This window comes from Natrinema pellirubrum DSM 15624 (assembly GCF_000230735.2).
Lineage (GTDB): Archaea > Halobacteriota > Halobacteria > Halobacteriales > Natrialbaceae > Natrinema > Natrinema pellirubrum.
Genome location: NC_019962.1, coordinates 921,916 through 943,323, shown reverse-complemented (window position 1 = coordinate 943,323; position 21,408 = coordinate 921,916). Strand labels below are relative to the sequence as shown.

Genomic DNA, 21,408 nt, shown 5'->3' with positions numbered 1-21,408 from the left:
GTGACTTTCAGTGGCTCTATAGCCGGTTCGGCTTGGAGCGAGCGACGCAACTGGCGGACTCCCGTCGTGTCGGACGAGTCCGGAGCGACCCGCTGACCGAGACGTGGCTATCTGTAGGGAGCGGGCGACTCCGCAGCGACCAGGCGCGACTCGAACTCCGCCACTGAACACACCTCGAGGTCTCCCTTGCGTTCTTTCTCGTGAACGTAGTCGACGATCGCCTCGAAGTCGTCGACGTGGTACTCGGCGTCGGCGAGGTCCCACATCGAGTGAAAAAGCAGCGTGAGGACGCCGTCGTGCCGGATCGTCAGATCGAGCAGCCGCCTGGCTTCGGCCGGGTCGGGGTCGCCGCGCCGCGGAGCCAGCAGTCGGTTGGGGACCCGGCCGGTCGCCGGCCACCCCGCAGCGAACCCGAGCCGATGATACTCGTCGACGAGTTCGAGCGTAGTGGCGTCGTAGTCGCTGTATGGATAGGCGAAGTACTCGGCACCGGCTTCGAACCCGTGATCGATGAGCCACTGTTTGCCCTCGCGAATGCGTGCTTCCTGGATCGCCGGCTCGAGGCTCGAGAGGGAGTCGTGGCTGTGCGCATGGCTCCCGACCGTCCACCCGCCGGCCTGTAACTCCGCGAGCTGTTCGAGGTCGAGCGCGTCGCGTCCCCCGATGGCGTCCGGATTGACGAACGTCGTCGCGGGGTAGCCGTGTGACTCGAGAATCGGTGCCGCTTGGGTGTAGTCGGTGACGCTGCCGTCGTCGAACTGGAAGAGGACGACGGGAGTGTCGGGGCGGGGCGTCCGCGCGAGGTGGTCACACCAGAGCGACAGCGACTCGCCGCCGCCCGTATAGGTGAGGATCCGGAGTTCGCTGACGGCCGAGCGATCGCAGCCACCGTCGTGATCGATCCCGAAGGGATACGACTGGAACGGCACTCCCGCACGAACCGGTGCGCGGAGGTCGAGCCGGTTGCCGTCGGTATCGAACAGCTGAATCCGAGGGTAGATGTCCGCGGTGGCGCGGAGCGCCAGCGAGAGGCCGTTGCCGGTCAGATCGACCGGTTCCGCGAACGTCCGGCGGATCGCGCCGCGCCTGTCCCGCGGTCGGACATCGATCCGCGCGGCCTGTGTCCCGCTGTAGTAGGTCGCGTCGTCAGCGGTCAGCGTTCCGCCGTCGCTGGTCCACGGCGACAGGTCTTCGAAGTCCTCGAACGGGGACGGATCGACGGCGTCGGACGCCGTGTCTTCGGCGGGGTCGTCGTCCGGGTCGACGTCGCTCGGTCCGTTCCCGTCCGGTTCGATTCCCGTCGAGTCGTTCCGGGGGCCACTCGTCGACTCACGCGAGAGACACCCCGCGACGCAACTGCCGAGTCCGGCGATCAGGAGATCACGACGGCGCATTACCGTCTCGAGCGGGCCGGCGGGTATTCGTTAAGAGCAGTGAATATCATCGTAACGGGATCTTACCGATGGATTACGTGCTGGCTGTGGTCGGTGACCGGGAGGTCAGGTAGCGGCCCGTCGGTGGATCTGTGCCCCACTGTCGACCGACGATAAACCAATTATAGCGATATCAAATCGATGATGGTGGGACCCACAACTTCGGGATCTCAAATTCTACAAACCACCATACAGCTGACACCCGTTACGATCGTCCTCAGAGAAGCTGTTTGAAAAAGAAACTATTCTTCGTCTTCCGAGGCAACAGCGCTCATAGCGTCCATTCCTTGCTGAATCGGATGCTCTTCGTAGAGCTCTTCGCTTCGCAGAAACCCATCTGAGAGGATGTTATCTTCCATACCGCTCTCGTAGATAATCCTCCAGCCGTGACCTGCTTCGTAGGTCACGGCTGTCACCCAGTCGTAGCCAATGAACATCGCGGTGTCCATAACCATCCCGTGTTCCGGATCAAATTTCGTCGTCTGAGGCATTATTGACTGGATGCTCTCGTGTCGTTCGAGTGAGTCACGCTCAGTATCCTTGAGTGGGCGGTCTGGAAGCGATTCAACAAGGGATCCATCTTGAGCCATACTCCAAGTAGCTCTTGGCGCGTAAATAACCGTTCGGCGTGGGTCCAAATGAGGTGCCCTAATGGGGAGTCTCTCCTTCGGTTTCAGTATCTGGACTGACTGTTAATGGCATCTAACATCACTCCTGCAGTTGATGACGATGCCCCCGCTTTGGCGGGGGCGATCGTCATCCACGCCAAGAAAGTCTGTGAAACAGCTGATCATCTTTGGCGTGTACTTGGAGACGTCTCGATTCCCGTGGATGGACTAACAGACACTCGACAACAGCACAAAGTCTCGTTCGGAACCGAGTCAATGGCACGAGTCTACATCTACCAGACGATCTACGACCTCGCCCAAAGCGAGGTCGCAGATCGGCTTGAGAACCGTCCAGCACTGCTGAAACAGCTAGGTTTGAACAGGGTGCCGACTCAGCAGAATCTCTCATACGCTTGGAACCAATTCAGCGAGCAAACCAAGACCACGCTTGAGGCCGCTGCGAAGGGAATAGCTCGTGAAGCCCGTGATCACGACGTTATTTCGGAGGCACTCATTCCAATTAACCTGGATGAAAAAGAAGCGAACGACGATAAATCCGATTCGACAGTGTCTCGCGCACACGTGCGCGAGCACGGGAGTAAGGTCGTCGAACTCGCTCGCCGACACGGCTTCGCCGAGTTCGACTCCGATAGAGCCGACAACAGGGTCTATGAGGATGAACAGATCCTTGATCTGTTCTCCAACGCGTGCCTCACGCAGGGGAGCGCTCATTCAGAGGGAGAAGCTGGGTGGTTCCTTGAAGAGAACGAGATCTGTGACGACTCGACGTTTCTCCGAGTAATCAAGCAGTTTGCGACGCCATCCGACGAGGAAGTAACGCGCTCCGTTCAGGAGTTGCAGATCGAGGATATCGTCGCGTTCACTGAGCTGTATCGAGAGGCTGTGATGGCCTCGTTCAACGCGGCGACCGAAAATATCCTCAAGACGATTCGTCACGAGGATCCCTTCGACGACCGCCACGTCGTGGCGGCCGTCGACTTCACACACGTTCCCTACCACGTCTGGCCGTGGATCGACAAGGACGAGAAAATCCCGAAAGCAGAGTATCCGCCGATGGTCAGCGGGTACAAAGAAGACGGTGAAATCAAGCACGGGTATACGTTCGCGACGATCACGATCGTCGGGAACGATGTCCCAATCATCCTGGGTATCGAGCCAGTCAAGGAACGCTCTGCGTGGGAACCGGAAGATGCGCCAGCCGATTCGAAGGCGGATGTAGTTGACGTACTGCTGGACACAGCCCAGCAGTACGTCGATCTCGACGAAGTGCTCCTAGACCGGGGATTCTACAGTAACGAGGTGTACGCAACGATTCACGACCGCGGGCTTGTGTACCTGACGCCAGTACCGAAGTATGAAGACGATTACGAGGCGATCAAGAAAATCAAGAGCAAAGAAGGAGTTGACGCCGCTGTCAAGAACGATGTTCCGTTCGCCATTGATGGCGAACTCCACCACACTGCAGAGTTCCTGTACGTACCAGCGACTGATGAGGAAGCTGACGGAAGCTATGCCGTGTTCGTGACCAACCGTGATCACGTCGCTCCCGAGGAGATCATGCACGTCACCAACAGCTACAGCCGACGCTGGGATATCGAAAATCAGTACAAGTCGGTGAAAGCGTTTCTTCCCAAGACGTCCTCAAAAGACTACCGTGTTCGGTTGTTCAGCTTCACGTTCGCAGCATTGTTGTACAATCTCTGGAGGCTTACCGATTACTTGGTGAAGCTCGGAACAGACCGCGAGATCAGGTCGCCGCCGGTCGTGACCGCCAGGACATTCGTCCGGGCGGTCAGTCAATCTCTCCGACAAGGTGGCTAAGCGGAAAGCACTCGGTGTCGCTCGCCTGCGGCAAGCCGTAGGACTCGCGTTCTATCTCCTAAATCGTGTGTTGAACGCTGCTCAGCACATCTTGCTTAGCGAACCAAGGATTGCGACATAGGATTCGAGAGATATCTACTCGGATTTTATTTGGTTCCTCCGAAGCTCGTTTGTAGACGCTCTACATCCCAGAAACGTGGGGACCGAGACGGTCCGAACCCGCCACTGGAGAACGGGGCGGCTCGAGGACGGTGTTTACCGCGACCGACGGCTCGAGTCGGGAAATCCTCCGTCTCGAACGGTGCGAACGGGCGAGGATCAGTAGAATGCGGACAGCGCGAGACAGAGGGCGAACGCGATGACGGGGTAGTCGAGGCGGGAAAAGGCGAGGGGCGGCAGCGTGGGGTTCCACGCGAAACACCGTGCGCGGAGCGCGAGCGAGAGGCGGTCGGCCCGGTCGAAGGCCCGTGTCAGTCCGAGCATGCCGACCGTGCTGATCCGGTCGACCGTGCCGCGTTCGGTCCCGAGCCGGGCGGCCATCGCCTCGCGGATCGTGCGGAGATCGCCCTGTAGGACGGGAAGAAACCGAAAGACGAGTGCGATCCCGATCCCGAGCAGTTGCCCGGGTTTGCCGGGAATCGTCCGCTGGATCGCCGCCCGCGAGTCCCGGACCGGCGTCGATCGGACGTACGCCGCGCTGACCAGCAGGATGAGGAGGACCCGATAACTCGCCAGCCCCGACGTGAGGGCGTCCGCGCGGTCGAACCAGGGGGAGCCGATCGTGACGCCGGCCAGCACCGGCGCGATCGCGAGGACCACGAGCGCGTACCGGTAGGCGGCGACGGTCCGGCGGAGCGAGACACGCGCCGCTGCCAGGACGACGACGGTCACCACCGATAGCACCAGCAACGCTCGAGGCGTCGGATGGGCCAGTGCAGTCGCCGCGAACCCGATCTGGACCGCCAGCTTGCTCCGTGGGTCGAGCCGGTGGGCCAGCGTCTCGTCCGGTTCATAGGTCAGCATCGGCAGCCCCCGAACGCGCGTGGTGGGAGTAACAGTTCGGTCATCGTGATCACCGGTCGGGCACCCGTACCTCGAGACCAGCGAGGTCCTCGAGCGCGTCGTCGGGCGAGCCGTCGACGGCTACCCGTCCATCCTGCATCGCGATCACCCGGTCCGCCAGTCCCAGCACGTCCCGCAGGTCGTGGGTCGCGAGCAAGACCCCAGTGCCGTCGGCCGACAGGGCCGCGAGTCGCTCGAGGACCGAACGGCGTGCGGGCTCGTCGAGACCGGTGAAGGGTTCGTCGAGGACGAGGTGGGAAGGGTCCATCGCGAGCGCGCCCGCAATGGCGACTCGGGACTGCTCGCCACCCGAGAGGGCATCGATCCGGTCGTCCGCCCGGCCCGCCATGTTGACCGCCTCGAGGGCGGCGTCGACGCGGCGATCGATCTCGGCTCGCTCGAGGCCGAGGTTCTCGGGGCCGAAGGCGACGTCCGCGCCGACGGTCGCCGAGACGAACTGGTCGCGGGGGTGTTGGAAGACCATCCCGACGCTCGAGCGCGCGGCGATCAGGTCGTCGGAAACGGGCGTGCCGTCGACCAGTACCTCGCCGTCGTCGGGCGTCAGGAGGCCGTTGCAGTGACGCAATAGCGTCGTCTTCCCGCTGCCGTTTGCTCCCGCCAGCAGGCCGAACTCGCCGTCCTCGATCGTCAGCGAGACGTCCTCGAGGACCGACACGTCCTCGAACGCGTAGGAGACCGACCGGAACTCGATCATCTGCTCGCCCTCCGGACGGTCACGTCGGATCGATGCGGCCGGCCTTGACGATCGCGATCGCGGCGACGATCTTCAGCAGGTCGCCCGGCACGAACGGGACGACGGCGAGCTGGACCGCCTCGACTGCGCCCAGTTCCAGCACGTATCCGAGCCACGCGGTCCCAAGCCCGTAGATGACGATCAGCCCCGCGAGCAACACCGCGGCGAGGACCGGCGTCGACGTGTCGGCGGGGTCCGCGAGGTCGTCGGTGCCGTGGACCGCGAGCCCGGTCAGTATCACGGCGAGGGGATAGGCCCAGAGATAGCCGCCGGTCTCACCGATCAAAACGCCGATTCCGGCGGTCCCGTTCGCGAACACCGGGATTCCGATCGTGCCGGCGGTCAGGTAGAGCCCGATCGAGACCGTCCCCCAGTACGGCCCGAGATACAGCCCCATCAGGTAGACGACGAGGACTCCGAGCGATATCGGGACCGGCGAGAGCGGGATCGGGATCGATCCCACCACGGCCGCGGCCCCCATCAGTGCCGCGAGGACGGCCGCCCGCGCGAACGAGCGGACAGCGTCGTCGTCGACTAACTCGACCGAATTCCGTTCCGTTGCCATACCCCCCGCTCTCTCGTAAACCCGGATCAATACTTCGGTTTCCGAAACCTCCAGTAAGGCCGGTGACAGAACGGCTCGAGCGGCGGTTCGAGCCGGGACGGCCCGGCCGAAACAGGGCGCTTCGTTCCAGTTCGCGTGACGGTCCCGGACACCGCTCAAGGTGGGAGAAAGCGATGAGAGAGGCTACCTACGGTGGGTTCTCGCGGACCGGGGAGCGGTAATCCCTAATTGTCCCGCCGTGCTAACCGAAACGACCGGTCGTGCTTATGGCTCGCTTCGACCCCGTGATGTGGGATGGGAGTCCGTACTGCGAGCGCCGAGCGGGGCCGTAACGGGTGGTGGGCAACCGAACGCATCGCTGACGGGACGGCGGCGGTGACTGTGGCGGCGGCGACCGGCGGGGGCAACCGATGAGCCGCCGCCGGATCGCCGCGGTCGTGGTGATCGCTGCCGCGATGATCGCCAGCGTCGTCGCCGTGCCGCTGCTCGGGGGGATCGTCGGGGACGACGCGGGAACGGAGACGGACGCCACGTCGCCACCCGGTCCCGAGGCACAGGCACAGTTTCAGAACGAGAGCGGGAATGACGCGGCGGGCGGAAACGGGTTCGATCCGATACGGCTGCCGCCGCCCGGAGCGACCGAGGAGACGGAAACCGACACGGACGCGGGCGGGACGAACACGGCGGCGGCCCAGAGCGATCGCGAGGAGGCCGTCGAAGAGGGGGTCAGCGAGGGAGTCGCCCTCGTCCAGTCACAGGGGATCGAGGTGACACAGGCACAGCGAGCGGCGGCGCTCGAGGGTGCGCGCCAGTCGGTGTCGCAGTCCCAGAACGTCGAGGCCGAACAGGTACAGGCGGCGACGGCGGGGGCCGTCCACGGCACGTTGCTCCAGCAACAGTCAGTCAACGTCACGCAGATCCAGTACGGGGTCGGCGGCGCGACCGGCGGGGCACTCTCGCAGTCGCAGTCGGCCAACGCGACCCAACTCCAGAGCGCGAGCTGGGGGGCCGCACACGGTGCGGTCGCCCAGAGTCAGCACGTCAGCGTCGAGCAGTTGCAGGTGGCCACTAGGGGTGCGGCCGCCGGCGCGGCCAGCGAAGCGGGCGCGAAAGACGTCGGCGCGGTGCCGAAGATCCAAGAGGCCGCACAGGGGGCCGCCTACGGTGTCCTGACGCAGTACCAGTCGGTCTCGGTCGAACAACGCCAGCGGGTGACCCTCGACCACGTCCAGCACGCCGCGGCCGGCGCCGCCGCCGGCGCGCTCGAGGGGAGTACGACCGCCGCCCTCGCACAGCGACAGACGGTCGACGTGCGACAGGACCAGCGGAGCGAATCGCGACGGGGCCAGCGCGTCGACGCCGAGCAGCGCCAGCGGGTGACGATCAAGCAGATCCAGAAGGCCGCGGCGGGCGCGGCGAAAGGCGCACTCGTCCAGAAACAACGGGTGTCGGTCGAGGGAACGCAGGCTGCGGCCCGGGGCGCGGGTCGGGGATCGCTGAAGCAGGTGCAGTCGACCCGGATCGAGCAGGTCCAGCGGATCTCGATCACGCAGGTACAGGAGGCCTCCTCCGGCGCTGCGAAGGGTGCGATCTCGGGGAGTCAGGACGCCAGCGTGGAGCAGATTCAGGCAGCCGCGGACGGGAGCGCCGGCGGGGTACTGATTCAGCGCCAGTCGGTGTCGGTCACGCAGGTGCAGTACGCCGCCGTCGGCGCCGCGGAGGGCGCGATCGCGTCGGCCGTGCAGCGCCAGGCGGTGACGATCGAACAGGTGCAGGCCGCCGCGTTCGGTGCGGGTCAGGGTACAGTGAGCCAGACGCAACTCGTCGACGTGACGCAGGTCCAGCGGCTCGCGTACGGCGGTGCCAGCGGGGCCCTCGTTCAGGCACAGGACGCGTCGATCACGCAGATCCAGGTGGCAGCCAGCAGTGCCGCGTCGGAGACCGCTCGCGTCGTCCAGTCCCAGCGGATCAGTATTACGCAGCTCCAGACGATAACACAGGAGGCCGCGGCCGATGCGACCGCCTACGCCGTCTCGGAGGATACCGCCGACATCACGGTGATCAGCCAGCACGTCGAGATAGAGGTCGAGCAGCGCATCGAGACGGTCGACCGGATCGAGGGAACCGCATCGATCGATTTCTCCGACCAAGAGAGCGACGGGGACGCGGTCACCATCGACGATGTCTCGCTCTCGGAGGGCGGGTTCGTCGCCGTCTACGAGGGCGTCGCCGTCGACGCCGATCCCGACGCGATCATCGGCGTCTCGAGCTACCTCGAGGCCGGTGATCACGAGAACGTGACCGTCGACCTCGAGGAGTCGCTGAACGAGAGCGGCCCGCTCGTCGCGGTCGTCCACCACGACACCGACGGGGACGAGGCGTTCGAGTACGCCGACTCCGACGGCGAGGAGGACGTGCCCTACGTCTCCGCGGGCGGCGCGCCGGTACTCGACGGCGCGTTCGTGACCGTCGCCGACGAGCCCGCCGAGCCAGCAGCGACGCTGTCGGTCGCTGATCAGACGGGCAACGGGACGACGCTGACAATCGACGAGGCGAACGCCTCCGTTCCCTACGGCCTGAATGCGGTGTACGACAACGAAACCGCCGGGAGCGAGCCGTTCGCGGCCGGTGAGAACGTGACAAACTACACGCTCGAGCTGGAGCCGCCCCTCGAGGAGAACGCCAGCGTCGCGGTAGCGGTCGTCGGCGAAGACAGCGCGACGCTCGCGAACGAGACGATCGAGTACACCGTCGCGAACGGCACCACCGAGCCCGAAGCGACGCTGTCGGTCGACGACCAGGACGGCGAGGGCGAGTCCCTCGCAATCGACGCGGCGAGCGCGACGGTGCCGTACGTCGTGACGGCCGAGTACGACGGGGAGCGGGTCGATAGCGAACTGTTCGAGGCCAACGAGACGGTCGCGGAGACGGCGATCGATCTCGAGCCGCCGCTGGAGTCGAACGCGACCGTTGATGTCTCCGTTCGGGCCGTGAGCGACGACGCGGTCCTGGCGAACGACTCGATCGAGTACACGGTCGTCGAGCCCGAGCCGGGCGAGCCGACGGCGAACCTCTCGGTGGCCGACCAGACTGGTGACGGGGAGACGCTGACAGTCACCTCGGCCAACGCCTCGGTCGAGTACGTGCTGACGGTCGCCGACGAGAACGGGGGCCGACTCGCGGAGACCGAGCGCTTCGCGGCGAACGAGACGATCGGGCCGCGGGAAATCGCCCTCGAGCCGCCCCTGGAGTCGAACGCCACGCTCGAGGTGTCGGTCGTCGCGGCCGACGACGGCACGCCGATCGAGACTGACGAGGTGGCCTACACCGTCGACGGGGCGGTCCCCGACTTCGACGTCGAGTTCACGAACTGTTCGCGGGCGGTCGTCGAGGCCGACCTCGAGGCGGGCGATACCGTCGCGGCGAGTACGGGCTTTTACACCTCCGGTGGCTTCGGAAACACCATCATCGAGGACTTCGTCACCGCCGGCGAGAACGTCGAGGCCCCCTTCGACGGGACGATCGTCTTCGAGATCGGCGACGAACGGAACGTCACGGCCGACGGCGACGAGGTGACCGTCGAGGTTCCCGACTACGGCACTTTCGGGACCTACATCTCCGGGATCAGTTCGCCCGAGGCGGCCCCGTTCGCGTCGATCGATCATCCGAACCCGGACCTCGAGGCCTGTGACGACGAGGCCCGGCCCGAACTCCCGTCGTTGTCGGTCGAGGAGACCGAGCCCACGGCGGATGGGGACGCGATCAACGTGACGTTCGGCTACGAGAACCCCAACGACGCGGCGGTCGCGGCGAACAGCGAGTTCGTCGAGGGGACGACTACCGACGAGCCCCCGAGCGGGTTCGAACCCGGCGAACACGAGTTCACCGTCGAGTGGACGCCCGAGAGCGACAACGAGCGGCTCGTCTGGCAGGCCGATTTCACGAACCACGGCTACGAGGAGCCGGTGACCGTCGCGACGCCGCCCGCCGGGGAGATCCGGGCGTCCGTGCCCGCCGCGTTCAGTGTCTCGATCGCGTCGATCACCAGTCCGGTCGAGCAGGGACAGGAGATCGCGGTCGAAAGCGAGATCGAGAACGTCGGCGGCGAGGCGGGCACGCAAGAGGTCGCGCTCGCGATCGACGGGACCGTCGTCGACACCGAATCGGTCTCGCTCGAGGCCGGCGAGAGCCGGTCGGTCGCGTTCGACACCGAAACCGGGGCGCTCGAGCCCGGCGAGTACACGCTCGCGGTGTCGAGCGACAACGACACCGCCGAGAGGACTGTGACCGTCGAGGAGAGCGGTGCGCCGGCGACGGTCGCAGTGACCGATCTTGCCGCACCCGCGAGCGGCGAGCCCGGCCAGCAGGTGACGGTGACCGCGACCGTCGAAAACCGGGGGGATCTCGAGGGGACGGAGACGGTGACCTACAGCGTCGATGGGCGGCCGCTCGCCGAGGCGACCGTGACGCTCGCGGGCGGCCAGTCGGCCGAAATCCCGTTCACGTCGCCGATACCCGAGGGCACGTCGACGCATACGGTCGCGACCGACGACGACGAGGCGTCGGTGGTGATCGAGGCGGCTGAGGAGCCGAGATCCGAGACGAACGGACCGTCAGCTAACGGACCCGCCCTCGGCGGTGAGGGGACCGGAGACGCCGGAAACGAGACTACCGGATAGAGCCCGGTCACATCGTTCTCGAGGGCGTTTCGACCGCTACGCGGTAAGCTATCGAGAGAACAGTGCCGGTGCCGCGAGTGCCGTCAGTGCTGGTGGCCGGTCGCTTCGCCGAACGTGACGCCGAACCGCTCCTCGAAGAGGTCCATTACGCGTTCCTCCTGTGCCTCGAGTTCCGGATCGGCGTCCTCGCCGTGATGGACGATGTGGTGAGCGCGGCTGGCGAAGGAAAGCAGCATGACGTCGCCGACCGTCTCGACGTCGGTCTGGTCTCCCTCGGCGACGAGGTCGACGAGTCCCGACGGAATCGTCACGTCGTCGGTCGCGCCGTCTTCGGAACTGATCGAGAAGGTCGTCGTCTCGACTTCGTCTGTCATACTCCTACGGTCGGGAACCGCACCTAAAGGTGCTGTGGCTTGCAGCGAATGCACCGCCACTGCGGCCTCCGGAGACAACCGGTCCCCCGTGGCGTTTTTGCCGATCGGCGGCGAACGACCGGGTATGCCATCCGTCGAACTCGAGGCGGAAACGATCGAACGGCTGGACGAACTACGGGTCGACGACGAGTCCTACGACGAGCTGGTGACCGAACTGATCAACATCTACGAGACCAGCGAGTACACGATGTTTCACGCCGGTGACTGAGTCACCGGTGTCCGCATTGTCGGCTCAGCGCCCGTCGGCGACGCTCTCCCGAACCGACTCCCAACGGCCCTTCGACTCGAGGTGTGACTGGAGTTCGTCCGCATACTCTTGGGTGAGCCGCTCGGCCGCTTTCCGCTGCTCGGCCTCCGAGGGGCCGCTGTCCCCGCCCATACCGAGTGCGCCCATGATCGAGTCGACGATGCCACCGTCCGACGAGTCCGATCCCCCGGGTCCGCCAGGTCCGCCGGCCATCGCACCCATGCCGGCCTGCACGTTCTCGAGTTCGGGGATGACGCCGTCGAGTTTGTCGGTGTCGGCGACGATCCGCGCTCGGTCGGGCTCGTCGGGGTGTTCGATCTCGAACTCCGTGGCGGTCATAATCAGGCTCCACTGCTGGTTGGAGAACTGCGACTCCTCGATCCGCGCCGAAAACTCCTGATCGACGGTCATCCGCTCGCCGACGATCCGGTCCGTCCACGGGTTGTCGCTCATGCCCCTCGGTTGGCGCGGCCGCTGTATCAGCGTTTCCCTCCCTCTCGCCCGCGAACGGCAGGACCGGCCGGTCGCGAACCCGTCAGTTCGGCGGATGGTCGTTCCTGTCAGAAAAACACTCATATAGTGGTCTGTTGTATGGCACCATATAGCATAATGTATGACTGCATCCTCGTCCCGACCGACGGCTCCCGGGAGGTCGAACGGGCCCTCGAGTACGCGTTCGACCTCGCACAACTGCACAACGCGACGATCCGTGCGCTCTACGTCGTGAACGCCGCCGGCTACGGCGGGCTGCCGATGGAAACCGCACTCGAGGGCGTCAGCGACGCGCTTCGGGGCGAGGGGCAAATGGCGGTCGATCGGGTCGCGGAACTCGCGCCCGACGACGTCACCGTCGAGACAGCGATTCGGGAGGGGTCACCGAGCCAGGTCATCGTCGACGAGGCCGGGCCCGAGGCCTGCGATCTGATCGTGATGGGGACACACGGCCGTGGGGGGATCGACCGGCTGCTGCTCGGTAGCGTCACGGAGCGGGTCGTCAGACGCGCCTCGGTGCCGGTCCTGACAGTACAGGTCGATCCCGTCGATCTCGAGGACCGGCCCGAGGAGCCGCGACTCACCGCCGAGTGAGGATCGGGACAAAAGTCGCTGCAGTCGTCGCTTTTCCCCCGCCGCCGCTCGAGACCGCTATACCGGACGGAGGTGTTCGCAGTCGCCTACCGAAACCGTCACCCGCCCGTCGTCAGTCTCGACGACGAGCGCGCCCGACTCGGTCACGTCGACCGCCTCCCCGACGATCTCGCCCGCGGGGCGGTCCACCCGCACCCGCTGGCCGAGCGTCAGTGCCAGTTCACGCCACGCGGGAACGATCCCCTCGAGGTCGTTGCGGTGGTCGTCGAAGGACTCGAGCAGGCGCTGGACGAACCGCCGGCGGTCGACGTCACCCGCCTCCTCACGGATGCTGGTCGCGCCCTCGGGCAGCGCGTCGGCGTCGATATTCGCGTTGATGCCGGGCCCGACGATGACCCACTCGACGCGGTCGGTCTCGCCTTCCATCTCCGTGAGAATCCCCGAAAGCTTCCGGTAGTCGCCGTCGTCGCCGACCGGGACGACCACGTCATTGGGCCACTTGATTCGAGCATCGACGCCCGCCTCGCGGGCCGCTCGCGCCGTCGCAACCGAGATCGCGAGCGTGTACAGCGGGGCCTGCGCGGGCGCGATATCGGGCCGGGTGACGACGCTCAGCCAGACGCCGCCCGGCGGCGCCGTCCACTCGCGCTCGAGACGACCGCGACTACCGGTCTGTTCGTCCGCGAGGACGACTACGTCGGTCGCGCCCTCGCCCGCGAGTTCGCGCGCCCGGTCGTTGGTACTCCCAATGGAGTCGTGATACTCGACCGAAAACGGGGCCTCGAGCCCGAACTCGACTGCGGGTGCGTTGTACGCCTCGATCTCGCCGAGATCGTAACCGTTCGGCCCGCTCTCGATCTCGAAGCCCGCCTCGCGCAGCGCCTCGATATGTTTCCAGACGGCCGCCCGCGAGACGTCGAGGGCGTCGGCCAGTTCCGGCCCCGAAACCGGGCCGTCGGCAAGCGCCTCGAGGACCGCGCGTCGCGTGTCGTTCATATCCTCGAGAGGGGGCCGCGCTCACTTCAATCGGCTGGATCGCCGGCCGTGTGACCGCGGCGACGCGGCGGCGACGAAAAACGAGAGACGACCCCGGTCAGTCCCGGAGTTCGCGTAGCTTCTCGCGACCAGGCGCGATCAGTTCGTCGAGGTAGGTCGCCAGCGTCCCCTTCGCGTCGGCGGGGTGGAGTTCGCCGGACTCGAGGTCGGCCGCCAGCGGCTCGTAGTCCTCGTAGGTCAGGTCGCCGCCGTACTCCTCGGGTCGTTCGACCACGACCTCCTCGAAGCGGGGGAAGACGTGGTACTCGAAGAGTTCGAGGACCGGGTTCTCGCGCTCGTTGCCCTCGTCGTCGGGCTCCGGATCCCGCGTTGGGGGACAGTACGCCGAATTGACCTTTTCTTCTACGTCCGCGGTCGAGTCCTCCATCGAGATCGTGGTTCCCTCGCTCGAGGACATCTTCCCCTCGCCGGTCGTGAGGTCGGCGAGGATGGGGGTGTGGATCGCCGGGCGGACCTCGTAGTCCAGTTCCGGCAGCTTCTCGCGGGCGAGCATGTGGACCTTCCGCTGGTCGAGCCCGCCAACGGCCAGATCGAGGTCGAGGTACTCGATGTCGAGCGTCTGCATCAGCGGGTAGACCAGGTGACTCACCTTGACCGTCTCGTCGCCCTGAATCTCGGCCATCGCACGCTGGGCGCGGTTCATCGTCGTCGCCTGCTCGAGGGTGTGGAGATCGCGGGTGTACTCCTCGTCGAACTGGAACGTCGAGCCGTAGACGAACTCGGTCCGCTCCTCGTCGAGGCCGTACGCGAGGAACTGGGCCTTCATCCGCTCGGCAGTCGCCTGGATCTCCTCGAGTGACCCCTTCTCGTTGAGGTAGGCGTGGGCGTCCGCCAGCAGGATCACGACCTCCATGCCGGCCTCCTGGAGGTCGATGAGCTTGTTCGCGGTCAGGAGATGCCCCAGATGGAGGACGCCGGAGGGTTCGTAGCCGACGTAGGCCCGCTTGCCTTCGGGATCCTCCGTGAGGTCCCGGACCTCCTCATCGGTGACGACCTCCTCGGCGTTTCGCGTGAGTAACTCGTAGGCGTCCATGTACGGAGGGAACCGGAGGAGGAATTTATACCTCCTGATACGGTCTACTGTCAGTCATTGCCGGTGGGACCGCGACTACCCTGCGGTCCCACCGGGAAATCGGGACACAACCCGTATGAGGGGCGATCGGGTCGATGCGCCGAACCCGAACGGCGGTTCCGATCGGCGGGTTCAGGACCGACTCGAACGATGGTGTCAGCCGGCCGTCGAGTCGGGCGAGTTTCGGTCAGAGATCGCCCGACCGGATCCGCTCTTCCGCCGCCTCGAGCGCGCGCTCGCGGTCGAAGTTCTCGATAATCGCACGGAGGGTGGCCTCATCGGTGTCGGCCAGCCCACGCGCGTGATCGGTTATGTTCGGTACCGCGCGAATGATGTTGTCGACGATCGGGACGTCGGCCACCTGCGGCGATCGCGAGAGGGGGTTGAGATCGATGACGATCTCGGTCTTGTCCATCTCGTCGAGGGCTTCCGCGCGATCGCCGTCCTCGAGGGGAACCAGCACGACGTCGGCCGCGTAGATCCCGTCGGCGTCGACCTTCGCCCGCTGGTGATCGAGGTTCGGGATCCGCGCGTCGGCCTCGAGCCCTTTCACGTCGTCCGCACCGTGGTCGCGCAGGTGATCGGCGATGGCCTCGATCCGCTCGGGCGTCCGGTTGAAGAGGTTGACCTCGAGGTCGGCACCGGTTGCGTCGGCGAGTTCAGCCATCTCGCCGGGGACCAGCGCCGCGACGTTGCCGTTGATCGAGAGGACGGGCCGGTCGGCCAGCAGGAGGTGTGCCGCGGCCGCCCGTTCGGCCGCGTCGGCGCTGGGTATCGTCTCCTCGCCGAGCAGGTAGTCGAAGGCGCTGCCTCGCCCCTCCGCGTGCATCCCCTGGAGGTGGGTGATCCCCTTCTCGACGCCCCGCTCGATGCGGTGACGAGTGAGCAGATCCTGGTATCTGGGGTGGTCTGCCGGGATCTCCTCCTCGTTTTCGACGTCGGCGGAGACGCTGTCGTAATCGGTCACGATCGATCACTGGGTTCGATCGATAAAAAACGGCCCGATCGCCCGCCGAGTCGACTCGATCGAGCGCCGCGTCCCCGCGGCGAAACGGACCGGTCAGTAGTCGGTGCGAGCCGCCGGCGCCGTCACTCCGTGAAGGTGATCCAGCCGTCGGGGGCCTGGGCCTTCACGTCGTTCATCGCCTCGCGGGCCTCGGTACGATTCTCGTAGGTCTGGGTACTCTCGGCCATCGTCGCGCCGTACTCGTCGATCAGCTGCCAGACCCAGCCGTCCTCTGCGGTGTGGAGTTCGAACGAGACGCTGTCGATCTCGAGGATGCTCGCCGACTCGATCAGGCCGCGGACGTCCGCGAGGGCGTCGCGGGCGTCGTCGGCCGTCTCGTGGGTCTCGGAGCCGGTCGCGACGGTGCGGCCGTCCTCGTCGATGAGCCGCCACTGCCAGCGGTCGTCCTCGTCGGCGACGAGTTCGAAGGAGGCGACGTCGAAGTCGACCCGGCCGGCCATCGGTGCGAGCTGACGGACCTCCTCGATCGCCTCGAGCAGGGTCTCGCGATCGGGTTCGTCGTCGACCGCCTCGGCGATGACGGTCCGGTCGCCGTCGACGAGTTCCCACGACCAGCCGTCCGCGTCGTCGACGCGGATCGCCGCGTCCTCGATCGCGAAGATCGGCGCGTCGCCCGCGTGTCGCTTGAGATCCTCGACGCCGTCCATCGCCGCCTCGCGGTCGGCGTCGGAGACGGTCGCATCGGCGATCTCCTGACGGTCGCGATCGAGCAGCCGGAAGCGCCACTCGTCGGTGCCATAGAGCTGGATCGAGACGTCGCCGATCGTGTGCCGACGGGCCGACACCGCCGCCGTCCGGACGTCCTCGAGACTGTCGACCAGTTCGTCCTGGGTCGGGTGTGCCTCGCCGTCGACGGCGACCGTTTCGCCCGACGGCAGGACGAACCGCCAGTGCCAGTCCTCGGTCGCGTACGGCTGGAAGATCGCCCGATCCATCGTCCGCACGTCCGAGTCGAGATGCTCGAGCAGGCGGTTCATCGCCTGGCGGGCGGCCCCGCGGGTCGGGTGGGTCGCGGGGTCCTCGGCGACGAGTTTGCCGGCCTCGTCGATGAGCCGCCAGCCCCACTCGTCGTCCTCGTTGACGAAGAGTTCGAACGCCGCGGTCTCGATCTCGAGCAGTTCGGCCTCGGGGGCCTGCTCTTTGAGCGTCATCATCGCCTCGGCGGCCTCGCCGCGGGAGGTGTGTTCAGCGCCGCTGTCGGCCAGGACGTTGCCGTCCTCGTCGATGAGCCGCCAGCGCCACTCGCCGGAGTCGGCCTCGTAGACCTGGAAGGCGGCGTTCTCGAACTCGATGAGTTCCGCCTCGCTGGCCTGCTGGCGGACCCGTTCGATGGCAGCAGTCGCCGACTCGGCGTCGGGATGGGGTTCGGTACTCGCGGCGACGACGTCGCGGTCGTCGGTGACGAGCCGCCAGTGCCACGGGCTCGCATCCTCGGCGTCGGGGGCGTCGACGGCCGTCCCGCCGTCGGCCGCCGGTTCGGGCTCCTCGATCGCCGCGGGGAGGTCGTCGTCGGGCGTCGAGGCGGCGCTGCCGGCGTCGACGTCTTCGGCCGGATAGACCTCGTACTCCGCGTCGTCGATTTCGACGACATCGGCGTCGGCGGCGTTGTCACCGAACCGCTCGGTCCACGTATCGACCGCGAGGCGGTCGTCGGTGCCCTCGGGACTGCGCGCGACGACGTGTTCGTTCTCGTCGACGAGCCGGTAGCGCCACTCTTCCCCGGACTCGTAGAGTTCGTAGGTCGGCTCGCCGGCGACGGTGACCGACGCCGACTCGAGTTCGGGCAACAGCGCTTCGGCGGCCTCCTCGGCGTCGCGCCGGGAGTCGAAGGCGTCGGTACTGGTCGCGAGGACGTCGTCGGCGGCGTCGACGATCCGCCAGCTCCAGCCGTCGGCCCGCTCGCGGAGTTCGACGCCGACGTTCTCGACGTCGAGGACCCGCGCCCGATCGAACCGTTCGGCGAAGGTGTGGGCGGCCTCTTCGGCTCGTTCCTGGGTCGAGTGGCCCGTCTCGCTCGAGGCCAGTGGCACGCGGTCGTCGTCGACCAGTTGCCAGTACCACTTGTCGCGGCGCTCCTCGTAGGTGAAGGCCGCCCCCTCGATCTCGATTACGTCGGCGTCCGGTCCCTCGTCTTTCAGGAAGCTCACCGACTCCTCGGCCCCGTCGCGCTCGTCGAACTCGCCGGCACAGGCACCGACGATCGAGCCGTCGTCGCGCGCGAGCGTCCACTGCCAGGTGCCGTCGCGGTCCTCGTAGAGCCGGAACGCGGAGGTCGTCAGCTCCATCAGCCCCGCGGAACTGATCTGGGATTTTACCCGCTCGATGCCCTCCGTGGCCTCCGGCCGCGTCACCGCACTCTCCGTACTCTGGGCCAGGGCCTCGAGGTGGAGGACGTGCCACTGCCAGTCGCCGTTGTCGTCACGGAAGGCGGCGAACTGGGCGCTTTCCATCGCGTCGCCGGTGAGGATCGGCGGGTCCTCGGTCTGGCCTTCCTCTTCGACGAACATGCCGCGTTGGCCGGTTAAAATAGGGACGAGGGCCGTCACCCCCGCGATGATTCCGATCCCCAACGTGTAGACGGAGATCACCTCGACGCTGTAGTCGACGCCGAGTTCCCGCCAGTTGTTCGGATACGCCCACCCGAAGAAGCCGACGCCCGCAAACGAGACGAGCAGGCCGACGAAACTCGCCTGGATCCCCCGTTTCCGCACCGGTAACATCAGTACGATCCCGAACAGACAGAGCGCGAGTCCGGTCGCAGCGGTGATCCCGGAGGCCCTGATCAGCGTGTACGGCTCCCCCTCGCCTGCGTACCCGACGACGAACGTCGCCACGCCCGCGGCCCCGATGACGTAGCCGACGATGAACAGCCAGTAACCGTAGACGTCCTTGCTCGAGTCGGGTTCCCCGACGTAGTGTTCGTACAACTGAAACAGGTTTTGGTGAATGTCAGTGCGTGAAGCCATTTCGAAACTTGGCCCGATAACTCGAACGTGCCATAATAAATTTTTGGCCAATGATTTCGGTTCTGGTATTTCCAGCGACCCGCTCGCTCACCGAACCCTGGCGGTCGATTTCCGCCGTCGAATATCCGTTCTCGAAACGACGGGATGGCAGTAACCGGTCCGAGACGAACCCTCTGTATTATGTTGGTGAAAAATAGCAGTGGAACGAACGGCGACTCGAGCGGGCCATCGGGGGCTCATCGCGGAAAGCGAGACGCATCCGGTTCGCCGTCCTGCGGTTTCTCGATATATCTATATACCAGCTGATACGAGTATGACGTACTTAAACGCGACGAGCCCCGGACCCGTCGCGTGGCTCCGGCGCTTGTCGACGGCGCGTGAACGTACTCGTCTCTCGTGGACACGACAGCACCGAAAAGTGGCACCAATCGACCGATATCGGGACCCACTCACTTCAGAACCGCACCGGCGGGGTGGGTCGCACAGACCGACGGCTCGTAGCCGGCATCGGAGAGGCCGGTCCCGAGCGCGAAGACCGTTTCGCCGAGCATCGCCATCGAGGCCTGCCCGTCGGCGTCCGACACCTCGGCGATCGTTTCGCGGACCCGATCGGTCAGCAACTCGGCGTCGCGGGCAAACAGCCGCGAGGCGTACATGAACGACAGCAGCGTCGGTTCCTCGACGACGCGGGAGAGCGCCTCCTGCCCGGCCGCGGTCAACTGTTCGGTATCGCCCGAGAGAACGTCGGCCGTCGACAGCTCCCCGAATGTGACGTACTCGACGCGCGCCCGGGCGGGGACGGCGTCGAGTTTGTTGTCCTGTGGCCCGCCCGGCTCGAGGCGGATCGGAACGCCGCCGTGGGCCTGTGCGACGACGTCGCCCAGCCCCGTCCCGGCCTGTACCTCGGCCCCGTGTGCGATCGTGACGAGTTCGTTCATCGAGAGCTTGCAGCCGAACACGCGGTTCGCGGCCAGGGCCGTTCCGAGCGCCATCGCCCCCGAGACGCCGAACCCGGACCCGATCGGCAGTTCCGAGGTCGCGTCGATCCGAGCGCTCACGTCGATCGTCTCGAGGACGGTCTCGACCGGTTCGATCTCGATCTCGACATCGTCGAGGAAGACCGTCGTCTCCGCCGCTCGTTCGACCGTCACCTCGACACCGTCCGTAAGCGTCAGTCCCGCGCCCCGTGAGCCCGCCTTCGTCGGATCGTCGTCCGGGTGCGTGCTGAAAAAGCCCGTAACGTGGCCGGGAACGAACGCCGTCGCCTCCTCACGCATTACGCCCCCGCTTTCTGCCCGAACGATATAACCTTGCAGGTTCGCGCCCGCACGCGCCGTATTCCAATCGGTCCGTCGCTCTCCCTCTGAGGTCCACTGAACGTCATTGCACAGCCGCCGTTCGAACGGTGTGGAACCCGGTTCAGTAGTAGAGCCGTGCCGACTCGAGGCGAGGGCTGTGCCCGCCCTCGAGCGAGTCGGGCTATCGGGCCCGGGCAGTGGTATCGATCGTCCGCGGAGATAGTCGTCTGTCTACCCGGTTTTGAATACGCTCTGTATGGAGAAGAAAGCTACAATCATCGGTTCGTCGAAGGATCGGCCCGCATGCCAACTGATGACATGTCCAGTGACGTTCCGGCTGCGACCGAATCGACGACCGACCGACGGACCCTCCTGAAGGCCACCGGCACGACGTTGCTCGGCGGTGCAGGACTGACCGCCGCCTCCGGCTCGGCGTCCGCGCAGTTCCTCGGCCCGGACACGATCGAGGTCGACAACGGCTGGTTCGGCTGGGACGCCGACGACGACCTGCCAGTCACGGACGAACTGCTGGTGTTCATTCACGGCTGGTTCGGCGATACCACCGTCTCGAGCCAGGCCACCGACGTCAGGGACTCGCTCGTTGCCGGGGGCTATACGCCCGACGAGACCGTCGCGATCGAGTGGCCCGCCACCACGCTCAACTACTTCGGCGCCGAAAGCGATACCGAGGACGTCGGCGAGGTCGTCGCCGGCCTCATCGAAGACTTTTCCGACGCCGGCGGCGGGAACGTCCGGCTGGTCGGTCACTCGCTGGGCGGCCGCTGTGTCTACTGGACCGCGACGAAGCTCTCGAGCGCTACGGGGTCGAGACCGTCGCCGGCCTCGGCACTGCTGCCGACGGCTCCGAGATCTGTGGCGATCCGTGGAACCCCGGTCTCAACAACGCGTGTGAAGTCCGGAACTATCACTCCCAGAACGACTCGACCGTCGGCTCTGCCTACGGCGGGTTCGGCGACACCGCACTCGGGACCGAAGGAGCCGGCTGTGATCCCGGCTCGAACTACACCGATGTCGACGTGACCGATAGCGTCGGCAGTCACCTCGCGTATCTCGGCGACGACGCCGTCGGTTCGGATCTTGCAGCGGCCATCAACAGCGGCTCCTGTAACGACTAGTGGAGCTGGCACTCACGAGTCGTCGGCTGTGACGAAGTCGTGACTCCGAGGCGACGGACCCGAGACCGTTCTCTCGCTCGAAGCGTGTTCCCGACACATCCCGCGTCACGTATCGGTACTGATCGGCGGGCGGTACCGATAGC

Annotated in this window: 16 protein-coding genes and 1 pseudogene; 5 read left to right on the top strand and 12 right to left on the bottom strand. The window is 65.9% G+C overall.

Annotated elements, in window-relative coordinates:
- Positions 1-107: 107 nt before the first annotated feature.
- Positions 108-1,394, bottom strand: a complete 1,287-nt coding sequence (locus tag NATPE_RS04705) for a polysaccharide deacetylase family protein (protein WP_006179917.1) — start codon at positions 1,392-1,394, stop codon at positions 108-110.
- Positions 1,395-1,675: 281 nt separating this feature from the next.
- Positions 1,676-2,023, bottom strand: coding sequence for a hypothetical protein (locus NATPE_RS04700; RefSeq protein WP_015298774.1), 348 nt, complete (start codon positions 2,021-2,023; stop codon positions 1,676-1,678).
- Between the two features lie 105 nt (positions 2,024-2,128).
- Between NATPE_RS04700 and NATPE_RS04695 the strand changes: the two genes are divergently transcribed.
- Positions 2,129-3,883: a transposase gene (locus NATPE_RS04695; RefSeq protein WP_081597626.1), complete on the top strand. Its 1,755-nt coding sequence runs from the start codon at positions 2,129-2,131 to the stop codon at positions 3,881-3,883.
- 318 nt (positions 3,884-4,201) lie between these two features.
- On the opposite strand, the gene NATPE_RS04690 is transcribed toward NATPE_RS04695, so the two are convergent.
- Genes NATPE_RS04690 through NATPE_RS04680 form a run of 3 tightly spaced genes read right to left on the bottom strand, consistent with a single transcriptional unit; the run spans position 4,202 to position 6,264 of the window.
- Positions 4,202-4,906: an energy-coupling factor transporter transmembrane component T family protein gene (locus NATPE_RS04690; protein WP_006179920.1), complete on the bottom strand. Its 705-nt coding sequence runs from the start codon at positions 4,904-4,906 to the stop codon at positions 4,202-4,204.
- A 49-nt stretch (positions 4,907-4,955) separates the two neighbouring features.
- Positions 4,956-5,660 carry an energy-coupling factor ABC transporter ATP-binding protein gene (locus NATPE_RS04685; protein ID WP_006179921.1) on the bottom strand — a complete coding sequence of 235 codons (705 nt, stop codon included), beginning with the start codon at positions 5,658-5,660 and terminating at the stop codon, positions 4,956-4,958.
- A gap of 19 nt (positions 5,661-5,679) precedes the next feature.
- Complete coding sequence (locus tag NATPE_RS04680) at positions 5,680-6,264, bottom strand: biotin transporter BioY (protein WP_006179922.1); 585 nt, start codon at positions 6,262-6,264, stop codon at positions 5,680-5,682.
- Positions 6,265-6,674: 410 nt separating this feature from the next.
- On the opposite strand from NATPE_RS04680, the gene NATPE_RS04675 reads away from it, so the two are divergent.
- A complete protein-coding gene (locus NATPE_RS04675; protein ID WP_006179923.1) occupies positions 6,675-10,943 on the top strand; it encodes a DUF7282 domain-containing protein in 4,269 nt (1,422 codons plus the stop codon).
- Positions 10,944-11,026: 83 nt separating this feature from the next.
- On the opposite strand, the gene NATPE_RS04670 is transcribed toward NATPE_RS04675, so the two are convergent.
- Complete coding sequence (locus NATPE_RS04670) at positions 11,027-11,317, bottom strand: DUF7545 family protein (RefSeq protein WP_006179924.1); 291 nt, start codon at positions 11,315-11,317, stop codon at positions 11,027-11,029.
- A gap of 124 nt (positions 11,318-11,441) precedes the next feature.
- Between NATPE_RS04670 and NATPE_RS22555 the strand changes: the two genes are divergently transcribed.
- Positions 11,442-11,585 carry a DUF7557 family protein gene (locus tag NATPE_RS22555; protein WP_006179925.1) on the top strand — a complete coding sequence of 48 codons (144 nt, stop codon included), beginning with the start codon at positions 11,442-11,444 and terminating at the stop codon, positions 11,583-11,585.
- A 24-nt stretch (positions 11,586-11,609) separates the two neighbouring features.
- Here NATPE_RS22555 and NATPE_RS04665 read toward each other — a convergent pair whose 3' ends face one another.
- Positions 11,610-12,077 carry a DUF5799 family protein gene (locus tag NATPE_RS04665; protein ID WP_006179926.1) on the bottom strand — a complete coding sequence of 156 codons (468 nt, stop codon included), beginning with the start codon at positions 12,075-12,077 and terminating at the stop codon, positions 11,610-11,612.
- Positions 12,078-12,233: 156 nt separating this feature from the next.
- On the opposite strand from NATPE_RS04665, the gene NATPE_RS04660 reads away from it, so the two are divergent.
- Complete coding sequence (locus NATPE_RS04660; RefSeq protein ID WP_006179927.1) at positions 12,234-12,710, top strand: universal stress protein; 477 nt, start codon at positions 12,234-12,236, stop codon at positions 12,708-12,710.
- 57 nt (positions 12,711-12,767) lie between these two features.
- On the opposite strand, the gene NATPE_RS04655 is transcribed toward NATPE_RS04660, so the two are convergent.
- From NATPE_RS04655 to NATPE_RS04635, 5 genes are all read right to left on the bottom strand, one after another.
- Positions 12,768-13,706 (bottom strand): biotin--[acetyl-CoA-carboxylase] ligase, encoded by a 939-nt coding sequence (locus NATPE_RS04655; RefSeq protein ID WP_006179928.1) that lies wholly within the window; start codon positions 13,704-13,706, stop codon positions 12,768-12,770.
- Between the two features lie 97 nt (positions 13,707-13,803).
- Positions 13,804-14,799 carry a tyrosine--tRNA ligase gene (locus tag NATPE_RS04650; RefSeq protein WP_006179929.1) on the bottom strand — a complete coding sequence of 332 codons (996 nt, stop codon included), beginning with the start codon at positions 14,797-14,799 and terminating at the stop codon, positions 13,804-13,806.
- Positions 14,800-15,025: 226 nt separating this feature from the next.
- Positions 15,026-15,805 carry a 4-phosphopantoate--beta-alanine ligase gene (locus tag NATPE_RS04645; RefSeq protein ID WP_006179930.1) on the bottom strand — a complete coding sequence of 260 codons (780 nt, stop codon included), beginning with the start codon at positions 15,803-15,805 and terminating at the stop codon, positions 15,026-15,028.
- Positions 15,806-15,927: 122 nt separating this feature from the next.
- Positions 15,928-18,831, bottom strand: coding sequence for a YegP family protein (locus NATPE_RS04640; protein WP_006179931.1), 2,904 nt, complete (start codon positions 18,829-18,831; stop codon positions 15,928-15,930).
- Positions 18,832-19,280: 449 nt separating this feature from the next.
- Positions 19,281-20,108, bottom strand: coding sequence for a pantoate kinase (locus NATPE_RS04635; protein ID WP_006179932.1), 828 nt, complete (start codon positions 20,106-20,108; stop codon positions 19,281-19,283).
- A 324-nt stretch (positions 20,109-20,432) separates the two neighbouring features.
- Between NATPE_RS04635 and NATPE_RS04630 the strand changes: the two are divergent.
- Positions 20,433-21,265, top strand: a pseudogene (locus NATPE_RS04630) (alpha/beta fold hydrolase).
- The last annotated feature ends 143 nt before the right edge of the window (positions 21,266-21,408 follow it).